The organism is Steroidobacter cummioxidans (genome assembly GCF_003104955.1).
Genome location: NZ_LSRW01000053.1, coordinates 1 through 18677 on the forward strand (window position 1 = coordinate 1; position 18677 = coordinate 18677).

Consider the following 18677-nt stretch of genomic DNA (forward strand, 5'->3'; position numbering starts at 1 on the left):
CGGCAGAGCTTGAGTCGTCGCAAGGGCGGTGCGATCAATCCTTCCGAGCCGTCGGCGGCCCTGTACACACGCATCTTGGACCCGAGTTCAACGATCCGAACAGTGCCGAGTTCACGCCCGATCCGCAGGTGATGGCGCGTCGAAGCGTGCTGTCCGCGATCAGCGAGGAGCGCAAAGGCGTGATGAGCCGGGTCGGTGCGGCCGATCGCGCTCGTCTCGACGAATACTTCACATCGCTGCGCCAGATCGAGCAACAGCTCGACATGGAACTGCAGAAGCCCGCGCCGATGGCCGCTTGCCGCATTCCGGACAAAATCGAGCAGGCGGATCCCGGGCGCAATGTCGCCGCCGTGGAACGAAACAACAAGCTGTTCGCCGGACTGCTGGCGCATGCCATCGCGTGCGGTCAGACGCGAGTGTTCAATATGAACTTCGGCACACAGGGGTTGCGTACGCCCGGCGGTGTGCGCGACTGGCATAGTTTGACGCACGAGGAGCCCATCGATCCGAAACTCGGTTACCAGAAGGACGTGACCTGGTTCATCGATTTTGCGACGCGCACGTTCGCCGAGTTCCTCACCACCTTGGATCGTTACAAGGAGGGCCCGGGCTCGGTGCTCGATCGCACCCTGGTGCTGTGGCAGACAGATCATGGCTATGCCCGCACGCATACGATGGATGATCTGCCGATTCTCACCGTGGGCAGCGGCAACGGCCGGTTGAGGACCGGCCTGCATGTGGTTGCCACCGGCGACCCGAGCACACGCGTAGGCCTGACGGTGCAGCAGGTCATGGGCGTGCCGCTCAACTCCTGGGGCAGGCTGTCGAACGAAACCGCCAAGCCGTTGACTGACATCATTGCGTGAGGCTCCCATGAAGACAGTGACGATGGTGTGCGTCGGCGTGGGCATCGCGGCGGTTGCAGCAGGCGCTGGTTATTCGTTTCTTTCCAGAGCGTCGGCCGGTGCAGATGTCTCGCAGGCTCAATCGGTGCCGGTGATGACGCCCCTGGGCGTGACGATGCAGCCGCTAGGGAAAGCGCAAGGCTATGACTTGGGCAAGAGCACGGCGTCCGCTATTGCCCGAGATCAAATCGCGTATACGGACACGCGCGGCATGACGCTCTACACGTGGGACAAAGATCCCGTGGGGAAGGCGACCTGCAGCGACGAATGCGCGAAGAGTTTCGTGGCGTTCAAAGCGCAAGCAGGCGCGGTGCCTTCGGGCGAGTGGTCGTTGATCGACCTCGGGAACGGACAAAAGCAATGGGCCCTGCAAGGCAAAGCGCTGTACACGTACGTGAAGGATGTGGATCCCGGGAGTCTGGCAGGTGAGAGTCCCGCCAATCTTGGCGCGCTGAGACGCAACGGCGCGGGCGTGATGGTGGGGGGCGGTTATCGCGGCGGTGTCAGAGGCGACAAGGCCAAAGCCGATTCGATGCCTGAAGGCTGGAAACCCGCCCTCGCGTATCCTTTTGCAGATCTGCAGTTGCCCGCAGGGCTGGCGGTGAAGGAACTCCCCGATGCAGCGGCGTTCGTGCTGGTGGATCGTCGCAGTCACACTGTCTACGCTGCGGATCCGAATCGCGCCCGGGAAATTGAGAGCTGCACAACGGATGCGTGCAGGCGCTGGGAAGTTCTCAGCGCGCCGCAATTGGCGGATTCCGTGGGCGACTTCTCTATCGTTCAACGCAATGACGGCACTCATCAATGGGCGTTCCGTGGCCGGCCGTTATATACATTCACTGGCGATCTGGCGCCGGGCTATGGGAATGGGCTGGGCGTCGAAAAGCAGTTGGATGTGGCGGCGGTCGCGCGCTACTACATGCCGCCAGTCGTCAGCATTCAAGCAACGGCCGGGCAGGGGCGCGTGCTGGCGACTGCAGAGGGACTCACTTTGTATCGCCGCGACGGTTACATCTTGCAGTCAGGCGGCGGTCATAGTCTGCGTCGGGGGCAGCCGGCGCGACCTGCGGTGGGTCGAGATCTTGGAACGAATGCGCGCTGCGATGAGGAATGTCAGAAGCAATGGAAGCCTTTCCTCGCCGCTGACAATGCCCAGCCTTCGGGATTCTGGGACATCGCCGCGCGAGCCGATGGCAGGAAGCAGTGGGTCTATCAGGGCTATGCACTGTGGACTTACGCCGGCGACCTGAAGCCGGGCGATATGAACGGTCACGACAGCTACGACATCGTGGTCTCCGACGATCCAAACTACGTCGTCGACGTGGGCACTCCGATGGATGGCGGCGCAGGGTTGTGGTGGTCTATCGCGATTCCGTGATTGCAGCCAGCTCTCAAGCGCCACCGAAGGTGGCGCGCAGGCGGATCTTGTCGATCTTCCCGGTGGATGCCAGCGGCATGCTCGGCACGCGCACCACGGCGTCGGGAATCCACCAGGAGGCGACGCGGCCACGCAGCGATGCGAGCAGGTCTTGATCGGAAATGTCGTGGTCCTCACGCATCTCGACCAGCAGGATCGGTCGCTCGCCCCATTTGTGATCGCTGCGGCCGATCACGGCGGCGAGCGAAACTTGCGGTAGCGCGCCGACGACCGCTTCGATCTCCGCCGGATTGATCCATTCGCCGCCGGACTTGATGAGGTCTTTGGCGCGCCCGGTAATCATCAAATTGCCTTGGGTGTCGATCCGAGCGAGGTCGCCAGTATCGAACCAACCCGCGGCGGTGATGGCGGAGTTCTCTTGACCAAAATAGCGTTCGATGACTGCAGCCCCGCGAACGTGTAGTCGTCCCTCCTGCTCGCGCTGTTCCTCGAGTGGATCGCCATTCGCATCGGCGAGCATCAAGTCGACGCCAAGGGCGGGGCGCCCGGACAGTGCCGCGTTACGTACGGTATCGCTCATTACTCCGAACGTGCCGACCGGCGAAAGCTCGGTCATCCCCCAGCTGGTTTGCACTGGAACACCCAGTCGTTTCTCGATGCGTTCCATCAACGCAGGTGGCATCGGTGAGCCGCCGACGATGATCCGTTTGAGCGAGGGGAGTTGGCTGCCGGTTGCTTCCAGATGCTCGCACAACCCGAGCCAGACCGTGGGCACGCCGACCGCGATTGTTACTTCCTCTGCGGCGATCAACCGCGCGAGGCTGGCGCCATCAGCGTGGCGCCCAGGCAAGACGAGCTTGCCGCCCGTGGCCGGCACTGCGAAGGGCAGTCCCCAGGCATTCGCATGAAACATCGGCACGACCGGGAGCACCGTGTCGATGCTCTTCAATCCCAGCACATCGGCCTGGAGCAAGCGCAGGGTGTGCAGAAAGCTGGAGCGGTGAGTGTAGGTGACGCCTTTGGGCGCGCCGGTCGATCCCGAAGTGAAGCACAGGCCGCTGGGCGAGCACTCGTCGAAGCCGCCCCATTCGAAGTCGGCGATGGCGCGTTCGATCAACGGTTCGAGTGCCAGCAGTTCGGCGGTGCCGGCATTCTCACCGCCCGGACTTCCATCGATCACCAGGATGCGCTCGAGCCGCGACGCGTCCGCGGCGACCTTGATCGCCAGCGGCAGCAGATCGGCGCTGACGATCAGGATCTTCGCGTCCGACTGGCCGAGCATCCAGGCGAGCTGAGTCGCTGTGAGACGCGGGTTGAGCGTGTGGCACACCGCGCCCATGCCCATGATCGCGTACCAGGTCTCGACATGTGTCTGAGTGTTCCATGCGAGCGTCGCGACGCGTGACCCGAGGACGACACCGAAATCGCGCAACACCCGAGAGACCTTTCGCGCGCGTTCACGGAGCAACGCATAGCTGACGCGACGGTTCGCGTCGCCTTCGCCGGCGGTGACCACTTCCACTTCGGGATGCCACTTCGCCGCGTGGTCGAGAATGCAGTTCAGCGTCAGCGGAAACGTTTGTATGCTGCCGTCGATCACCGGCACGTCTCCTGAGCGGGCGGAAGAGCAGGCGAGGTTACGCCGACGTTCCAGTTCCAGGGAATGGTTCCCGCCGCGCGGCGACGGCAGACCACCTCTTCGTGCAGTTCATACTGCCCCGGCATGAGGTTCGCCGCGACTTGCGGCTTGCCCGCAAAGATCATGTATGCGGCTCCTTTATTATGAGAGGGCCAGTCAGGTTGATTGCGTGCGCTCGGCGCGCCGGTTCGGGCGAAGGACGCCCAGTAGTCGACCATTGCAGCCGAGAGATCGCGTTCGACGCTGGTGTCCGGAATCTTGGGCCACAACGCCGTGGTGCGATCGATCGTGCCGAACATGTAAGGCACTTCGGCGGCGTGGAAAGCGTGCATGCGGGCGTCGTCGGCGGCGGGATAGCCGTGGTCGAAATAGTAGAGATAGGCGGGCAGACCGAGCGCGGCTTGATTGCGGACCAGTCGCTGCGATGTCCAGCCGAAGAACCCGTCGCGCGCCGCGGCCAGGATGCTCTCCTCGATATCCGTCGCTGGATAATGTTTCAAGAACGCGTCCGCGAGCTCGCCGTAGTTCGTGCGAATCGTCGCCTCATATTTCGAGGCTTCGTATTGCGAGCCGTGAGGCGGTGGCGGATTCAGGATCGAGCGCATCGTGCGGATCTCGCCGCTGGTGAAGCCAGTCATGAGCGGCACGCGTGCTTGCTCGCCGAGATCGAACGTCTCGATCAACTGGCGCGTCAGCACGCGTCCATCGACCACGGCGGTCGCCGCGAAACGCGTTCGTTGCGCAAGCGTAGTGACGCTGGAGGAATCGAGTGCGCGCAGTTCGGCGATGTTTTTGGCCCCCGATGCTTGGACGAAGTGGTCGCCTAAGGCCTCGCCCGACGGCAGGCCGAATTGCGCCTGTTTCAACGCGGGAATGTTCATCAGCGAGGCGCTCTGGACGATGGCCTTTGCGTACAGACCGTGCGCACGCGGCGCGGCCAGCAAGTGCAGGATAGCGAGCCCGCCCGCGGATTCGCCGGCGATCGTGACATTCGCAGCGTCGCCGCCGAACGCGGCGATGTTTCTTTTCACCCAGTGCAGGGCGGCGATCTGATCGAGCAAGCCGTAGTTGCCGGACACGCCTTCGGGCGACTCGGCGCTCAGTTCGCGATGAGCGAAGTAGCCGAACACGCCGAGGCGATAGTTGATCGAGACCACGACGATACCGCGCCTGGCGAGAGTGGCGCCGTCGAACATCTCTTGCTGTGACGAGCCGCGGATCAGATTGCCGCCGTGTATCCACACGAACACGGGTGCATTCTTCGCTTCGGCCGGCGCCCAGATGTTGAGCGATAGACAGTCTTCACTCATTGCCGGATAGGTCTCGGCATAGATGCTGCCGGGCGGCGCCGAAGGTTGCTGGCAGGCAGGACCGAAACGAGTGGCGTCCCGAACCTCGCGCCATTCGGGCATCGATGCGGGTTGCTGCCAGCGCCGCTCGCCGATCGGCGGCAGTGCATAGGGGATGCCCTTGAAGATATGTTGACCGTCGGCCAGCGTGCCTCGAACAGGACCCGCGGGTGCATGCACGACGGGGTGGGTACTTGTTGCAGTCGGGGCAGACGCGGCTGTCGCGCTCAAGGCCGCCAAGCCGAGCGCCGCCATGCGGTGCGCGATTTCCATGAGTTCCCCCTTGTCCTATTCAGCAGGCGATCAGTCGATCGCCTTCGTCAGGCGCAGCCAGAATTGCTGGTCGAAGTCGTCTTTGTCGCCCGCGGCCGCGCCGGTGCGCACTACGATCAATTTGCGACTGGGCACGACATAGAGACGGCGCTCGAACAACCCGAACGCGGCGACTGTGTCGGCGGGAGCAGCAGGGATCAACGGACCTTCTTTGCGTCCGATCAGCGCGCGCACTGTGTAAGCGCTGCCGTTCAGCCACCACAGTTGGCCGTACGCAGGATTGGTGGCCGATGGCGTGAAACATCGCTTTTTGAGAATTTTGTTTTTTCGGAAAAACGAATGCGCTTTGCCGTCGTTAGCAAACGCCGCCGTTCAGCACCATCAAAACCCAAAACAGCGCGGTGTCGCGTGGCGTGGTGACGAGTCCGGTGTCGTTGCCGACCGATGCCAACGCAGCGGGGCGCTTGCGCCAGGCGGTCTCGTTCATTCCCGCCGGAGCGGTCAGCCACTCGCGCGTGATCGTGTCGAGCGGCTGATTCGCGGCGGCCGCGAGGATGCGCTTGGTCACCGCATAGACGGGAGTGTTGTAATGGAAGACCGTGCCCGCCGGGCGCCTCGTAAACCGAAACTTGTCGTTGAGGCCCGAGCTCATCGTCAGCACGTCGATGAACGCGGAAATTTTTTGTTTTCCTGTTTCGGGCGTCGCCTTTGGAACCAAGCCCGCGCCGAAGAATAACGCGTCGAACGGGCTTCTCGATGTCGATCAGTCCTTTGTCGATCGCAATGGCGACCAGCACCGCGACGAAACTCTTCTGCTGCGAGGCCACGTCTTTCGAGCAAGCGCGCCTTTGTTTTTGTTTCTTTGCCGTAGACGAAACATCGAGAACTGTCGATCGCCTTCGGGGGCCGGCCAGTTTTTCTCGATCAGCACCTTGCCATCCTGGACGACGAGGAAGCCGGTGCTGTTTTGATTGCGCAGATAGTCGAGCAGATTGGTCAGCGCCGCCGATTGCTCGCTCGACGCGGCCGAAACCGGCGATACCGGCGCGAATGGAACGATCGCAACGCCGGCAATGGCCATGGCCATGAGCATTGCCTTGAGATGGGATTGGACAGCCATCTTTAGATGGGATTGGACAGCCATCTTCAGCCGGGAGGGGATTGGACAGCCACGGGAGGAGATTGGACAGCCATCTTCAGCCCCGGTTGTTAGCTGCCCGGCGGCCATGCGCGAGCATGATCCGCGCGACTTCGCCTTGCATGAAGTAGAGAATGTCGCGCGCGGCCTCGCTTGCCGCGGCGGCATCGCGCGTGAGGAGGGCGGCGCGAACGCGGCGCCAATGCTCATAGGGTCCGGGGCCGTTCGCAGTGAGCGCGAGTGCGACATAGGAGAAGTGGAAGCGCGTCTTGCGGCGGACCGACTCGATCATCTTCTGCGCATCGCGACTCGCGGATTCGGCCATCGCGCTGAAGATCGCCTCGCTGACCTCGATGATCTGCTCGGCCGGTGCGCCGCTCTCGGCGTCACTCAGCAAGCGATCGATGTTGACGAGCATGTGACGAATCGCCGCGTCGGACGCACGCAGACACGCGAAGCGAGCAGCGAGGCCGTAGAGCGCCGCGCGGACCTCGTAGAGATCGAACACTTCCTCGGCCGTTGCCGCCAGGACGCGCGCGCCGCGATTTTCTTCGAGTTCGATCAGGCCATCGTCGGCCAGCGTGCGAAGCGCGCGGCGAACAGTCGAGCGCCCGACGCCAAACTCGTTGCACAGCCTTGCTTCACGGAGCCATTCGCCAGGCGCGAGCTCGCTCTTCTGAATCCTATGCCGGAGCGCGTGCGCGAGATCGTCCGCGGTCGCCGCAGGGGGCTCAGATGTACGGTTCTGACCTTCGATCAGGCTTACACCCGTCGGGTGGGTGTCCATGGATTCCCTGGATCCATCCCGGTGGGTGTCCATGGATTCATCCCGTTCGATCGGGCTGATCCCCGAGTGCGGGGGCATGGATTCGTTGTTTTCGCTCAAGGTTGCCTCTCACGGAATCGTTGCGGTCGGAGCGAGTGCTTACCACTCCTGCGCTTACGTTCCTATCGTTCTCGTCTGCCGAGAACAACGCGCTGGTTCAGAGTGACAATATAGTCACAATCAGCATTGTCGTACAATCCGCTTGACATTGTCGATCTTTCGAAGCGAGTATCGATCAAGGATTGTCGTACAACTCTGTCGATATTGGCGCTCAATCGGCAGACGAGACCTTACCAACAGCAAGAACAGGCGCCGTGAGGGGGAACCATGCTCAGCTTTCGTGCCCTGACCACAACCTTGGCACTCGCCGTCGCAACGCCAGTGCTCGCTCAGACCACGAGCGGCGATTCGCGCAGATCGGAAAACGAGCCGTCGTCCGGCAACACCAATGTCGAGTTGCGAGAGATCGATGTCGTCGTCGTCACAGCCCGCCGGCGCGAGGAAGATATTCGCGACGTGCCGGGCACGATTTCGGCGGTGACCGCGGAGCAGCTCGAAGCCAAAGGTCCTATCGCCGGCAGCGGTGATCTGCTCAGCACGGTACCCGGCGTGCGCTTCAACGATGTCGCGAGCGAGAACCTGGCCGAGGTTTCGATCCGCGGCTCGGGCACTCAGCGTGCCACGGGCGCCGATTCGGGCGTCGGTTTGTTTGTTAATGGCGCCTATGCCGGCAGCAGTACGCTCGGCGGACGCAACTTCAAAACGCTCGATTATTTCGATCTGGAGCGCGTCGAAGTGTTCGAGGGTCCGCAGGGAGCGCTCTACGGGCGCAACTCTGAGTTCGGCGTGGTCAACATCATCCTGGCCAAGCCGAAGTTCCAGAACAGCGGCTATGTCCGCAACATGTGGACCTTCGATCTCGACCAGAACCGCCTTGCGGGCGTCATGAATCAAGTCCTCAGCGATGAGGTCGCGGTGCGTGTCGGCGCGGAGCATTACAACCAGACCGGCGGCTTCTACTACGACCCCAATCACGACAAGTACTACGACAGCAGCAACGGCTTTACCGCACGCGGCCAGATTCGTTACCGATCCGGCCCGCTGGATGTGACTCTGCTGGTCGATGGGCAGGACCTGGAGTTGCCGACCTTCGTGAACAGTCTGCTGGTGCCGGGCGGCGGTGTGAACGCGCAGATTCCGCGTGGCTATCAGCAATCGCGTTTCATCCTGCCGCATACCGGACGGGATGGGATGCAGCAGAAGGTCAAGCGCACGATGCTGATGGCAACCTATGAGCTGAACGACAATTGGACGATCGAGTCGACCACGATGGCCACGGACTGGACCTCGAGACAGCAATATGCCGCGGCGATCGATGTAGCGACGGCGATCGAGATGCGTCAGCAGGGCCAGATCGGTATCTGGCCCTATGGCCAGGTCATGACCGACGTGCGGGACCGCACGCTCTATCAGGACCTGCACTTCACCGGCAAAACGTCGGATGGCAGCCTGTCATGGATCGTCGGCGCGGAGGGGCTGTTCCAGCGCGACGATTATCAGCTGCTGGTCGCGTCTTCGCCTTGCCCATTCACGCTGGCCGGGAGTTTCTGCAGCGGCACGCCAATCGAGCCGGTCTGCGTGCGGCCGCTGCCCACGTCGATCAACTGTCCGACGCCGTTCCCGCTGATCTATGGCACCGACGCCCGCACCAAGCAGCGCATTTCTTCGTACGCGGGCTACGCATCGCTGCAGTATGCGATCGGAGATTTCACGCTGGTCGGCGAGGGGCGGTTTGCGAACGACTCGAAGAGGGCGACTCAGGGCATCACCGCGCTCTACACCGACATTTATACCAAGGTCCCCACGACCTATACGTTCAACGCAAGCGAGCCTGCCTATACGTTTACGGCCAGCTACAAGGTGCCCAGCGCCACGAACACATTGGTCTACGCCAAGGTCGGCACCGGCTACCGCGCTGGCGGCGTCAACAACGGCACGTTCAACGCCGCCGCGCCGAATCCGTTCGTCGCCACCTACGACAACGAGAACACGATCGGCTATGAGGCCGGCGTGAAGACCAACATCACGTCGAATGTCTTCGTCCGCCTGTCCGGCTATCTCTCGCGCACCACCGATGCGATCACGAGCATCAACGATGGCTGCACCGTGACCAATGCCTGTGGCGTCGGCGGGCAGTTCTTCACCGTCAATGGCGGCACCATCGAAGCGCACGGCATCGAAGCCTCGGTGGACTCGCGTTTCCGTATCGGCGCGGGCCTGCTGTCGACCAACCTGAGCGCGGCCACGCAGAAGGCGGAGTTCGAGAAGGTGCCTACCAGCGCGACGGGACTGCCGATCCAGGGAACGCCGGTCGCGCAGATTCCCGATTGGACGTACTCCGCGATGATCGACTATCGGCAGCCGATCACGCAGAACGTCAACGGCTTCATCAACGTCAGTTACTCCGGCCAGCGCGGTGGTGGGCAGGATACTGTGACGGTGGCGACGCCGTTCATTCCGCTCGAAGACTTCGATATCTTCGGTGCGCGAGCGGGCGTCAACTTCGACAACGTGCAGGTCGCCGCGTTTGTGCGTAACTTCACCGACCAGGAGGTGGAAGTGCTCAAGTTCTTCCAGGCGGGCTATCCGCTTTCCTCGCGCTATAACAAGCCGCGCACTGTCGGCCTGAGTGTCACCTATAACTGGTGAGTCCACGCGACGCCTCGCCGCCGGCTTCGGTTGATTCTCGACCGAAGCTAAGCGAACGTTCCTGCCCTTTAGAGAAAGAAACGATCTTGACCACGCAGCAACCGGCCACCGGTAAGTCGAGAATCAAAGTCGTCGCGATGGCGTCCGCAGGCGCAGCGGTCGAGTGGTACGACTTCTTCATCTACGGGACCGCGGCGGCGCTGGTTTTCCCGAAACTGTTTTTCCCGCCGGAGCTGCCAGAGTTCGTCGCGCAGATCGCGGCGTTCAGCACCTTCGCGGTGGGCTTCATCGCGCGGCCGATCGGGGGAATGCTGTTCGGGCATTTCGGCGATCTGCACGGACGCAAGCGCGCGCTGGTGCTCGCCATGATGATGATGGGAGCGTCGACGACATTGATCGGGTTGTTGCCCAGCTATGCGACGGTGGGGAGCCTGGCGCCGCTGCTGCTGGTGATATTGCGCTTCGTGCAGGGACTCGCTGTCGGTGGGCAATGGGGTGGGGCGGCGCTAATGGCGATCGAAAGCGCCCCGCCGAATCGGCAAGGGTTTTACAGCAGTTTCGTGCAGATCGGTGTGCCACTGGGCGTAGTGCTAGCGAACGCTGTCTTTCTGGTCGCCAGTGCACTGATCGATCCGCCCGGCTTCCTGGCCTGGGGCTGGCGGATCGGCTTCCTGATCAGTGTCGGCCTCATCTTCATCGGCCTGTACATTCACTGGAACGTCGCCGAGCCGGACGCAGAGACGACATCGTCCGTGACAGAGAAGGTGCCGGCTGCAAGACCTTCTCCTTTGTTGACGGTGCTGCGCGGACATCTGCGTGAAGTGTTGCTTGCTGGCGGCGCGTTCGTCGCGAACAACGTCTGCTTCTACATTGCGATCACCTACGTGGTTGCGTACGGCACCGCTACGGTCGGACTTTCGCGCGAGGTGTTGCTCTTCGCTGTCATGGCCGGAAGCGTGGCGATGATTCCCGCGCTCATCCTGTGCGGTGCCTTGTCGGATCGATTCGGGCGGCGGGGCATCTTCCTGCTCGGCGCGATCCTGTCGGGGTTCTGGGCTTTCGCTGTCTTCCCGCTGATCGAGTCCGGATCGCCATTCGCAGTCACCCTGGCGATCACGGTCGCACTCATCTTCGTCAGCATGATGTATGGTCCGCAGGCGGCGTTGTTTGCCGAACTGTTTCCCAAGGACGTGCGCTATTCGGGCGCGTCGCTGGGATACCAGATCGGCTCGGTGGTCGGCGGCGGTTTTGCACCGATCATTGCGACGGCGCTGTTCGCTCGCTACCAGTCGAGCGGGCCGATCGCGATCTATCTCTGCGCGATGTGCGCGGTATCGTTGGTCAGCATTCTGTTGCTCGGAAGGAGACACCATGGCGCGCACTAGCAGGCGGACCTTTCTCGTGGCAAGCGCCGCACTGCCAGTGACTGTGGCGATGGCCAAGCTGCCCGTCGACCTGCAAGCCAAAGTCGCTGCCGATCTCGATAAATATATCGGCTTCGGCAACAAGCAGGCGGGCGGAGCAGGGGATAACGCCTGCGGAAACTGGCTCGCCGCGGAGGTCGAGGGCTTGGGTTTCAAGGTCGAGCGGCAGGAATTCGCGACACCGTTCTTTGAACCAACGCGCAGCGAATTAGTGTGCGGCGATGCCAAGGCGTCGCTTTGGCCACAGCCCATTGTCGTCCAGACCGGAGCTGATGGAATCACCGGCCCACTGGTGCGCATCGATCCGGCGGGGCGGGCCGAGGCTTCGCTCGACGGCGCGATCGCATTGGTCGACCTGCCGTTTGGGCGCTGGTCTTCGGCGCTCGCTAAGTTGATTCGGGAGCCGATCACCGCAGCGTTTAGTGCGGGGGCGAAGGCGGCGGTTGTCATCACCAATGGTCCGACTGGCAAGGTCATCGCGCTGAACGCCGATGGTCGCGCTCCGATGTTTGGCGGACCGGTCGCGCTGCTTGCGCCAGAGCACGCCGCGCCTTTCCTCAACGCGGCGATGCGCCGGGCACCGGCGACGATGATTGTTCGCGGCAATGGCGGGCGACGTCCGGCGTTCAACTTTGTCGGTCGCATCGATCGCGGCAAGCCGCGCTGGCTCGTCGTCTCGACGCCGCGATCGGGCTGGTACGTCTGTGCCGGAGAGCGAGGGCCCGGAGTCGCTGCATGGCTGTGGCTGGCACGCTGGGCGAGTCGGACGCTGCAAACTCACAACCTCGCCTTCGTTTGCAACACCGGCCATGAATACGAATATCTCGGCGCTGCGGAGGCGCTCAAGACGTTCACGCCCAAGCCCGCCGACACCCATTTCTGGCTGCATTTGGGAGCGAACGTCGCCGCGCGCGACTGGCATGAAGGTCTCGGTCAGTGGCGGGCGCTGCCCAGCGTGGACACGCAGCGATATCTGTCCCTCAGTCCTTCGCTAGTTCCGCTCGCTCGCGAGGTGTTTGCCGGTCATATCGGACTGGAGGCACCCTATTCGAGCGACGAGCTGTCGGCCGGCGAGCTTACCGAGATCATCGCGGCAGGCTATGCTCCGGCCGCGGGCGTGTTCGGCATTCATCGCTACCACCATGTCGCCGAAGATGACGCGCGGTGCGTATCCGCAGCCAGCGTTGCGTCGACCGCGGCCGCTTTTCAGAACTTGATTGAAAGGTTGATCTAAAACGCGGCGGGCTTGCTCTAGATGATCGAACTCTATCACTGCGTCGATGCACGCTCGTTTCGCGCGCTGTGGGCCCTGGAAGAACTGGGGCTGACGTATCGCTTGCACGTCCTGCCGTTCCCCCCTCGCATCCATCGGCCCGACTATATCGAGCAGAACCCGCTCGGCACGATTCCACTGCTGGTCGACGGCGAGGTTCGCATGACCGAATCCGGCGCGATTTTGCAGTATCTCGCGACACGCTACGGGCCTACGCCGCTGGCCGTCGGCGTGGATGAGCCTGACTATGGGCTCTGGCTCGACTGGCTTCATCGTGGCGAGGCAACGCTGACCTTTCCGCTGACGATCGTGCTGCGATACTCCCAGTTGGAGCCCGAAGAGCGTCGGCTCCAGCAGGCTGCGGGCGATTACACGCAATGGTTCCTCTCGCGTCTACGTCACCTGACCCGAGCGCTGCGAGACCGCGAATGGCTGTGCGCCGGACGCTTCACGATGGCCGATCTGTGTGTCGGCTACGCACTCCTGCTTGCGCGGACTTTGAATCTGGAACACAAATTCAGTCCGGATATCTCGGCCTATTGGGATCGCCTCATTACCCGACCCGGATTCGTCGCTGCCAAAGCTGCGCAGGGATCCGATCACGCGGGTCCGATCGCCTAGTAAACCTCCGGAACCCGCTTGTGAAGGTCACCCTTGGGTTCCTTGTATCCCTTCGCCTTCTGTCGTTTCGGTAACTTGACCTTCGCGTGCGGCACGTCCTCGTAAGGGATCCGGCTGAGCAGATGAGCAATGCAGTTGAGTCGGGCCCGGCGCTTGTCGTCCGCATCGACGATGTACCACGGCGCGTGGGGGGTATCCGTTGCTTTCAGCATGTCGTCCCGGGCGCGCGAGTAGTCGTACCAGCGGCGGTGTGACTCGAGATCCATCGGACTCAACTTCCAGATCTTGCGTGGATCGTTGATGCGCGATTCGAAACGTTCGGTCTGCACGTCCTGGCTGATCTCGAACCAGTACTTGACGAGCAGAATGCCGGACTCGACTGCCGCGCGCTCCCACATCGGGCAGATCAGGAGAAAGCGTCGTACGTCCTCTTCCGAGCAAAACTTCATGACGCGTTCCACGCCCGCACGGTTGTACCAGCTGCGATCGAAGACGACGATCTCGCCCGCGGCGGGAAAGTGTCTGACGTATCGCTGGATGTAGAGCTGAGATTGCTCGCGCTCCGTGGGAGCGGGGAGCGCCACCAGGCGAAAGACTCGCGGACTGACTCGTTCCATGATGCGCTTGATGACGCCGCCCTTGCCGGCGGCATCGCGCCCTTCGAAGACGACGATGACTCGTGCTCCGGTATGTTGGGCCCACAGCTGCACTTTGACGAGCTCGCCCTGGAGCTTTTCGAGCGCAGTCTCGAACTCCTTTCTGCTGAGCTTGTCGCTCTTGGTCGCGGCAGCGCGCGAGAGCTTGTCATGTCTTCTGGCGACGTGACGGGCGGTCGACGAGCGCGCTTCGGTATGGGACTGTTCACGCATGATTGCCCTCACTTTGGCTGCGGCCAGGCGGCGTCGTCCAGGTTCCAGCCGCCGCCGAGCGCCTTGTAGAGATTGACCACGGCCAGCAGCTGGTCGCGTTGTGTTTGCGCCAGGGCCTGTTCGGACGGAAACAGCTCCTGTTGCGCCTGTAGCACTTCGAAGTAACTCGCGCGCCCGACGGTGTAACGCGTCGTTGCCAGATCGACGCTGTCGCGCAGCGCTCTGACTTGACTCTCCAGCGCGGCACGCTGCGCCTCCAGGGTCTGCTGAGCGATGAGTGCATCGGAGATCTCCCGGAACGCGCCCACGATCGTCTTTTTGTATTGGGCGATGGATTCATCCCAGAAGGCCTTGTTTGCGTCGTAGTTTGCTCGCAGCCGTCCGCCCTGGAAGATCGGGCCGGCCAGGCCGCCGCCGATTTGCCAGATGTTGAAGTTGCGGTCGAAGACGTCTTCGATGTGCGGCGCCTGACCGCCGAACAATGCGGACAGTCCGATGCGGGGATAGAAGTTGGCGACCGCGACACCCACCTCCGCGTTCGCGGCCATCATGGTGTGCTCGGCCTGCAGGATGTCCGGCCGTCGATTGATGATCTCCGTCGTCTGGCCGAGCGGAGTCTTGGGTGTCCTCTGCTGAGTGAGCACGGCGCCTCGCGCGATGGCACGAGGCTGAGTTCCGAGCAGCACGCTGATCGCATTTTCCTGCTGGGCGATCGCGCGATTGAGCTGGGCAATGTTGACGCGGCTCGAATCGTACGCGGCCTGCGCGCGCACCACGGCCAGGCGGCTGTCGCGGCCCGCGTCAAAGCGTTGCGAGAACAGAGCGAGTGTTCGCTTATAGACGTCGGCGCTCTCCGTCGCGATACCGAGCTGGCGATCTAGCTCGATCAAACGGAAGTAGCTCGTGGCGACATCGCTTACCAGCGTCAGCATCACGCCGCGACGGATATCCTGCTGCGCGAACAGTTGCGCGCGCGCCGACTCCTCGGTGCGGCGGATGCGTCCCCACAGGTCGAGCTCCCACGTCGAGTTGAGGGCGAGCTCGAACGAGTTGTATGTGATATTCCCGCTGCGGCCGCCGAACTCGAAGGGGAAGAACGATTTCTCGCGGACCGCGCTTGCCTCATAACCGAATTGCGGGTAAAGGTCCGCGCGCGCAACGGTCACGAGCGCACGAGCTTGTGCGATACGGGCCAGTGCGGCTTCGAGATCGTAGTTGTCGGTCAGCGCTTGCGTGATCAGATCCTGCAGCGCTTTGTCGTCGAAGACTTTCCACCAGGGCAGATCGGCAAGCGAGTTCGCCTCCGTGGGCCCGACCTGCGAGCGAAACTGCGCGTCCGTAGTCACGTCCGGTCGCTTGTAATTGGGTCCCACCGCAGCACAGCCCGCCATGAACAGGTAGATCAGCAAGGCGACTGGCGGGAGGGGCGCCGACCAGCGGAGATAGCTATGCCTGTTCACGGCCCACCTCTATTGAATTGCCGCAAGCATCTTGCGGAAGCGCGATAGCGTGAAGATCGTGTACGCGGTGCCGATCAGGAACATTTTCAACAGCTCCGGCCACACCATGCTGAGATCGGCGTCCCTGAACAGCACGGCTTGGGAAAAGGCCACGAAGTGCGTCGACGGGACGAACTGCATGATCTTCTGCAACACCAGGGGCATGCTGTCGAGCGGCGTCTGGCCACCCGAGAGCAGGCTCATCACGATGAACACAGGGAAGGCCAGCAGTCCGAACTGCGGCATCGAGCGCACCAGCGTGGCCAGCATGATGCCGAGCGCGGTGACGGAGAACAGATAGACGAACAGGCCGATGGCGAACAGCGCGATGGAGCCGGCCACGGGCACGCCGAGCAGGCCCTTCACCACCAGGAATAGCGAAGCCATCGCGGCCACTACGACCACCAGTCCGTTGGCCCAGATCTTGGCGAACATCAGCTCATAGGGCTGCAGCGGCATCACCAGCAGATGCTCGAGCGTGCCGTGCTCGCGTTCGCGCAGCACGGCGGCGCCAGTCAGGAAGATGGCGAGCACGGAAATGTTGTTGATGATCTGATTGATCGCGACGAACCAGCCCTGCTGCATGTTGGGATTGAAACGGGCGCGCGTATTGAGACGCACCAGATCGCGATTGTCGGGGTTGTTGCTACCGGCCCAGAACGGCTGGACTTCCTGATTGATGATTTTGCGGATGTACTCGGGGCCGCGACCCGCCTGACTCATGGCCGTCGCATCGGCGACCACCTCGACGGTCGGCGTGGCGCCTTTCCTCAGATCCGACTGGAGTTTGTGCGGCAGGTCGATGACGAAGGTGTACTCGCCCTTGTTCATGGCGCGATTCACGTCGCTGAAGTTCAGCTGCGCGGGAGGCAGAAACAGCGGCGGCAACAACGCGTCGCGAATCCGCCGTGAGGCGGTTGAATCGTCTTCGTCCACGACCGCGATCGAGGCGTTGATTACGTCCATCACCGCGCTCTTGGCGGGCGTGTAGACGGAGAACGTGAAGGAGTAGGCGATCAGGAACAGCATGACCGGGTCGCGGAACAGGCTCAGCAACTCCTTCACTCCCAGCTGCGCGATGTGTCGGAGATTGTTCATGCGCTAGTTTTCCTGTTTCTTCAGCAGGACCACGGACAGGAAGAAGTAAACCAGCGCAATCACGGTCAAGGCCACCAGACTCGGCCACAGCGAAGTCAGGCCGAGTCCCTTCGTAAAAGTGCCGACGCTGATCGCTTGAAAGTAGGTGCTTGGAAAGATCTTCGCCGCCAGCCATGCGCCGCCGGTCAGCGACGAGACCGGCACGAACATTCCCGAGAACTGCACCGCCGGCAGGATGGCGATGATGGCCGCGGCGAAAATCGCCGCGGTCTGGGTGCTGGCAAATACCGACAGCAGCAGCCCGAATCCGGTGCTTGCCAGCACGTAGACAATGCCTCCCACGAACAGCGTGGCGAGACTTCCTTTGATCGGCACTTGAAACAGCAGCACTGCCAGCAAGACCAGCGTGACGAACTGGATCAGCGCCACTCCGAAGTACGGCAGTTGCTTGCCCAACAGGAACTCCGTTCGGGTGGCGGGCGCGGCGTAGAAGTTGGCAATCGAGCCCAATTCCTTCTCGCGGACCACGCTGAGGGCGGTGAGCATGCTCGGTATCAGCATGAGCAGCAGCATGATGTTGCCCGGAACCATCGCATACACGCTCTTGAAGTCCTGATTGAAGAGGGCGCGTGTCTCCAGTTTCACCGGCTGCGACGCGGCTGGCATGCCACGATCGTTGCGATAGTTCTGTTGGTACAGTGCGTGCGCCCCTTCGATATAGCTGCGCGCGGTCTCGGCGCGAAACGGCAAGGCAGCATCGATCATGACGCTGACCTCGGGCTGGCGACCTCGTTGCAGGTCACGCTGGAATCCCGAAGGTATTTCGACGACGAAGCGCAACTCGCCGTTGCGCAGCCGTCGATCGAGCTCATCGTAGTTATAGACAGGTGCCTGCTCGTCGAAATATTTCGAGCCGCGGAAGCTGTCGGCATAGTCGCGACTTTCGCGACTGCCGTCGAAGTCGAGCACGGCAAATGGCAGGTGCTCGACGTCGAGCGAGATGCCGTAGCCGAACACGATCATCAGGAGAATGGGGCCGAGCACGGCAAACGCGAGGCGCACTCGATCATGCAACAGTTCCACAGCCTCGCGACGCGCGAACGCCCAGACACGACCGGGGCTGAACTTGCGTGATGCTGCCGCGCTCTCTGTACCGACCGGCGCGTGCGTGTCCTCGGGTATCGCAATTGCACCCGCCGTAGCTGTTGCCATCGCCGTTGCAGGGGCTGGCATCGAAGCGGCAGTGACAGGAGTAGTCGGCGTCGATGCCGGTGCTGGCGGCGCGGCCTGGCGCGAAGCCTCTTCGAGATAGCCGATGAAAGCGTCTTCCAGATTCTTTGCCTTGCGCTCCACGACCAGATCGGCGGGGCGCCCCTGCGCTAGCACCTTGCCCGCATGCATCATCGACATGCGATCGCAGCGTTCCGCCTCATTCATGAAATGAGTGGACAGAAATATCGTCACACCGTTGTCGCGCGACAGCCGGATGAGCAACTCCCAGAAGCCGTCGCGGGCGACCGGGTCCACGCCGGAAAGTCGGTTTCGTCGAGAAAATTGAAGCATGTCCGGCTCGTGGATCACGGCGACCGCCAGCGACAGGCGTTGCCGGATGCCGAGCGGCAGACTTTCTGCAAGCGTGTCGCGACATCTTCGAGCCCGAAGCTCTTGATGAGATC

16 protein-coding genes are annotated in these 18677 nt (G+C 62.3%); 6 read left to right on the forward strand and 10 right to left on the reverse strand.

Annotated features, from left to right (window positions below; all coding sequences use genetic code 11):
- Together D0550_RS23470 and D0550_RS23475 are read left to right on the forward strand one after the other, a co-directional pair.
- The coding region (locus tag D0550_RS23470; RefSeq protein ID WP_116811629.1) for a DUF1552 domain-containing protein at window positions 1-866 on the forward strand (866 nt) is incomplete at its 5' end.
- Between the two features lie 7 nt (window positions 867-873).
- Window positions 874-2283 carry a hypothetical protein gene (locus tag D0550_RS23475; protein WP_116811630.1) on the forward strand — a complete coding sequence of 470 codons (1410 nt, stop codon included), beginning with the start codon at window positions 874-876 and terminating at the stop codon, window positions 2281-2283.
- Window positions 2284-2296: 13 nt separating this feature from the next.
- Here the strand turns inward: D0550_RS23475 and D0550_RS23480 are convergent, their stop codons facing one another.
- The 6 genes from D0550_RS23480 to D0550_RS23505 all read right to left on the reverse strand — a co-directional run bounded on the left by D0550_RS23480 (window position 2297) and on the right by D0550_RS23505 (window position 7469).
- Window positions 2297-3883 carry an AMP-binding protein gene (locus D0550_RS23480; protein ID WP_116811643.1) on the reverse strand — a complete coding sequence of 529 codons (1587 nt, stop codon included), beginning with the start codon at window positions 3881-3883 and terminating at the stop codon, window positions 2297-2299.
- Window positions 3880-5544, reverse strand: a complete 1665-nt coding sequence (locus D0550_RS23485) for a carboxylesterase/lipase family protein (protein WP_206606491.1) — start codon at window positions 5542-5544, stop codon at window positions 3880-3882. The genes D0550_RS23480 and D0550_RS23485 overlap by 4 nt, the downstream gene beginning before the upstream one ends.
- 30 nt (window positions 5545-5574) lie before the next feature.
- A complete protein-coding gene (locus D0550_RS23490; protein ID WP_116811631.1) occupies window positions 5575-5778 on the reverse strand; it encodes a hypothetical protein in 204 nt (67 codons plus the stop codon).
- A gap of 121 nt (window positions 5779-5899) precedes the next feature.
- Complete coding sequence (locus D0550_RS23495) at window positions 5900-6196, reverse strand: serine hydrolase (RefSeq protein ID WP_153067296.1); 297 nt, start codon at window positions 6194-6196, stop codon at window positions 5900-5902.
- A gap of 111 nt (window positions 6197-6307) precedes the next feature.
- A complete protein-coding gene (locus D0550_RS23500; RefSeq protein WP_153067297.1) occupies window positions 6308-6772 on the reverse strand; it encodes a hypothetical protein in 465 nt (154 codons plus the stop codon).
- Complete coding sequence (locus tag D0550_RS23505; RefSeq protein WP_161965999.1) at window positions 6741-7469, reverse strand: GntR family transcriptional regulator; 729 nt, start codon at window positions 7467-7469, stop codon at window positions 6741-6743. Before D0550_RS23505 ends, D0550_RS23500 begins: the two co-directional genes overlap by 32 nt.
- A gap of 366 nt (window positions 7470-7835) precedes the next feature.
- On the opposite strand from D0550_RS23505, the gene D0550_RS23510 reads away from it, so the two are divergent.
- The 4 genes from D0550_RS23510 (at window position 7836) to D0550_RS23525 (ending at window position 13535) form a co-directional block, all read left to right on the forward strand.
- Entirely contained in the window at window positions 7836-10217 is a 2382-nt protein-coding gene (locus D0550_RS23510; RefSeq protein ID WP_116811635.1) for a TonB-dependent receptor, read from the forward strand.
- 86 nt (window positions 10218-10303) lie between these two features.
- Window positions 10304-11602 (forward strand): MFS transporter, encoded by a 1299-nt coding sequence (locus tag D0550_RS23515; protein ID WP_206606492.1) that lies wholly within the window; start codon window positions 10304-10306, stop codon window positions 11600-11602.
- Window positions 11589-12875, forward strand: coding sequence for a hypothetical protein (locus D0550_RS23520; RefSeq protein ID WP_116811636.1), 1287 nt, complete (start codon window positions 11589-11591; stop codon window positions 12873-12875). Before D0550_RS23515 ends, D0550_RS23520 begins: the two co-directional genes overlap by 14 nt.
- Before the next feature lie 21 nt (window positions 12876-12896).
- Window positions 12897-13535, forward strand: coding sequence for a glutathione S-transferase family protein (locus D0550_RS23525; protein ID WP_116811637.1), 639 nt, complete (start codon window positions 12897-12899; stop codon window positions 13533-13535).
- Here D0550_RS23525 and ppk2 read toward each other — a convergent pair.
- From ppk2 to D0550_RS23545, 4 genes are all read right to left on the reverse strand, one after another.
- Window positions 13532-14404 (reverse strand): polyphosphate kinase 2, encoded by an 873-nt coding sequence (ppk2, locus tag D0550_RS23530; protein ID WP_116811638.1) that lies wholly within the window; start codon window positions 14402-14404, stop codon window positions 13532-13534. The genes D0550_RS23525 and ppk2 overlap by 4 nt on opposite strands.
- An 8-nt stretch (window positions 14405-14412) precedes the next feature.
- Window positions 14413-15864, reverse strand: a complete 1452-nt coding sequence (locus D0550_RS23535; protein WP_153067298.1) for an efflux transporter outer membrane subunit — start codon at window positions 15862-15864, stop codon at window positions 14413-14415.
- 9 nt (window positions 15865-15873) lie between these two features.
- Window positions 15874-17001: an ABC transporter permease gene (locus D0550_RS23540; RefSeq protein ID WP_116811640.1), complete on the reverse strand. Its 1128-nt coding sequence runs from the start codon at window positions 16999-17001 to the stop codon at window positions 15874-15876.
- Between the two features lie 3 nt (window positions 17002-17004).
- Window positions 17005-18677 (reverse strand): ABC transporter permease (locus D0550_RS23545; protein ID WP_170134686.1); only part of this gene is annotated, 1673 nt, incomplete at its 5' end.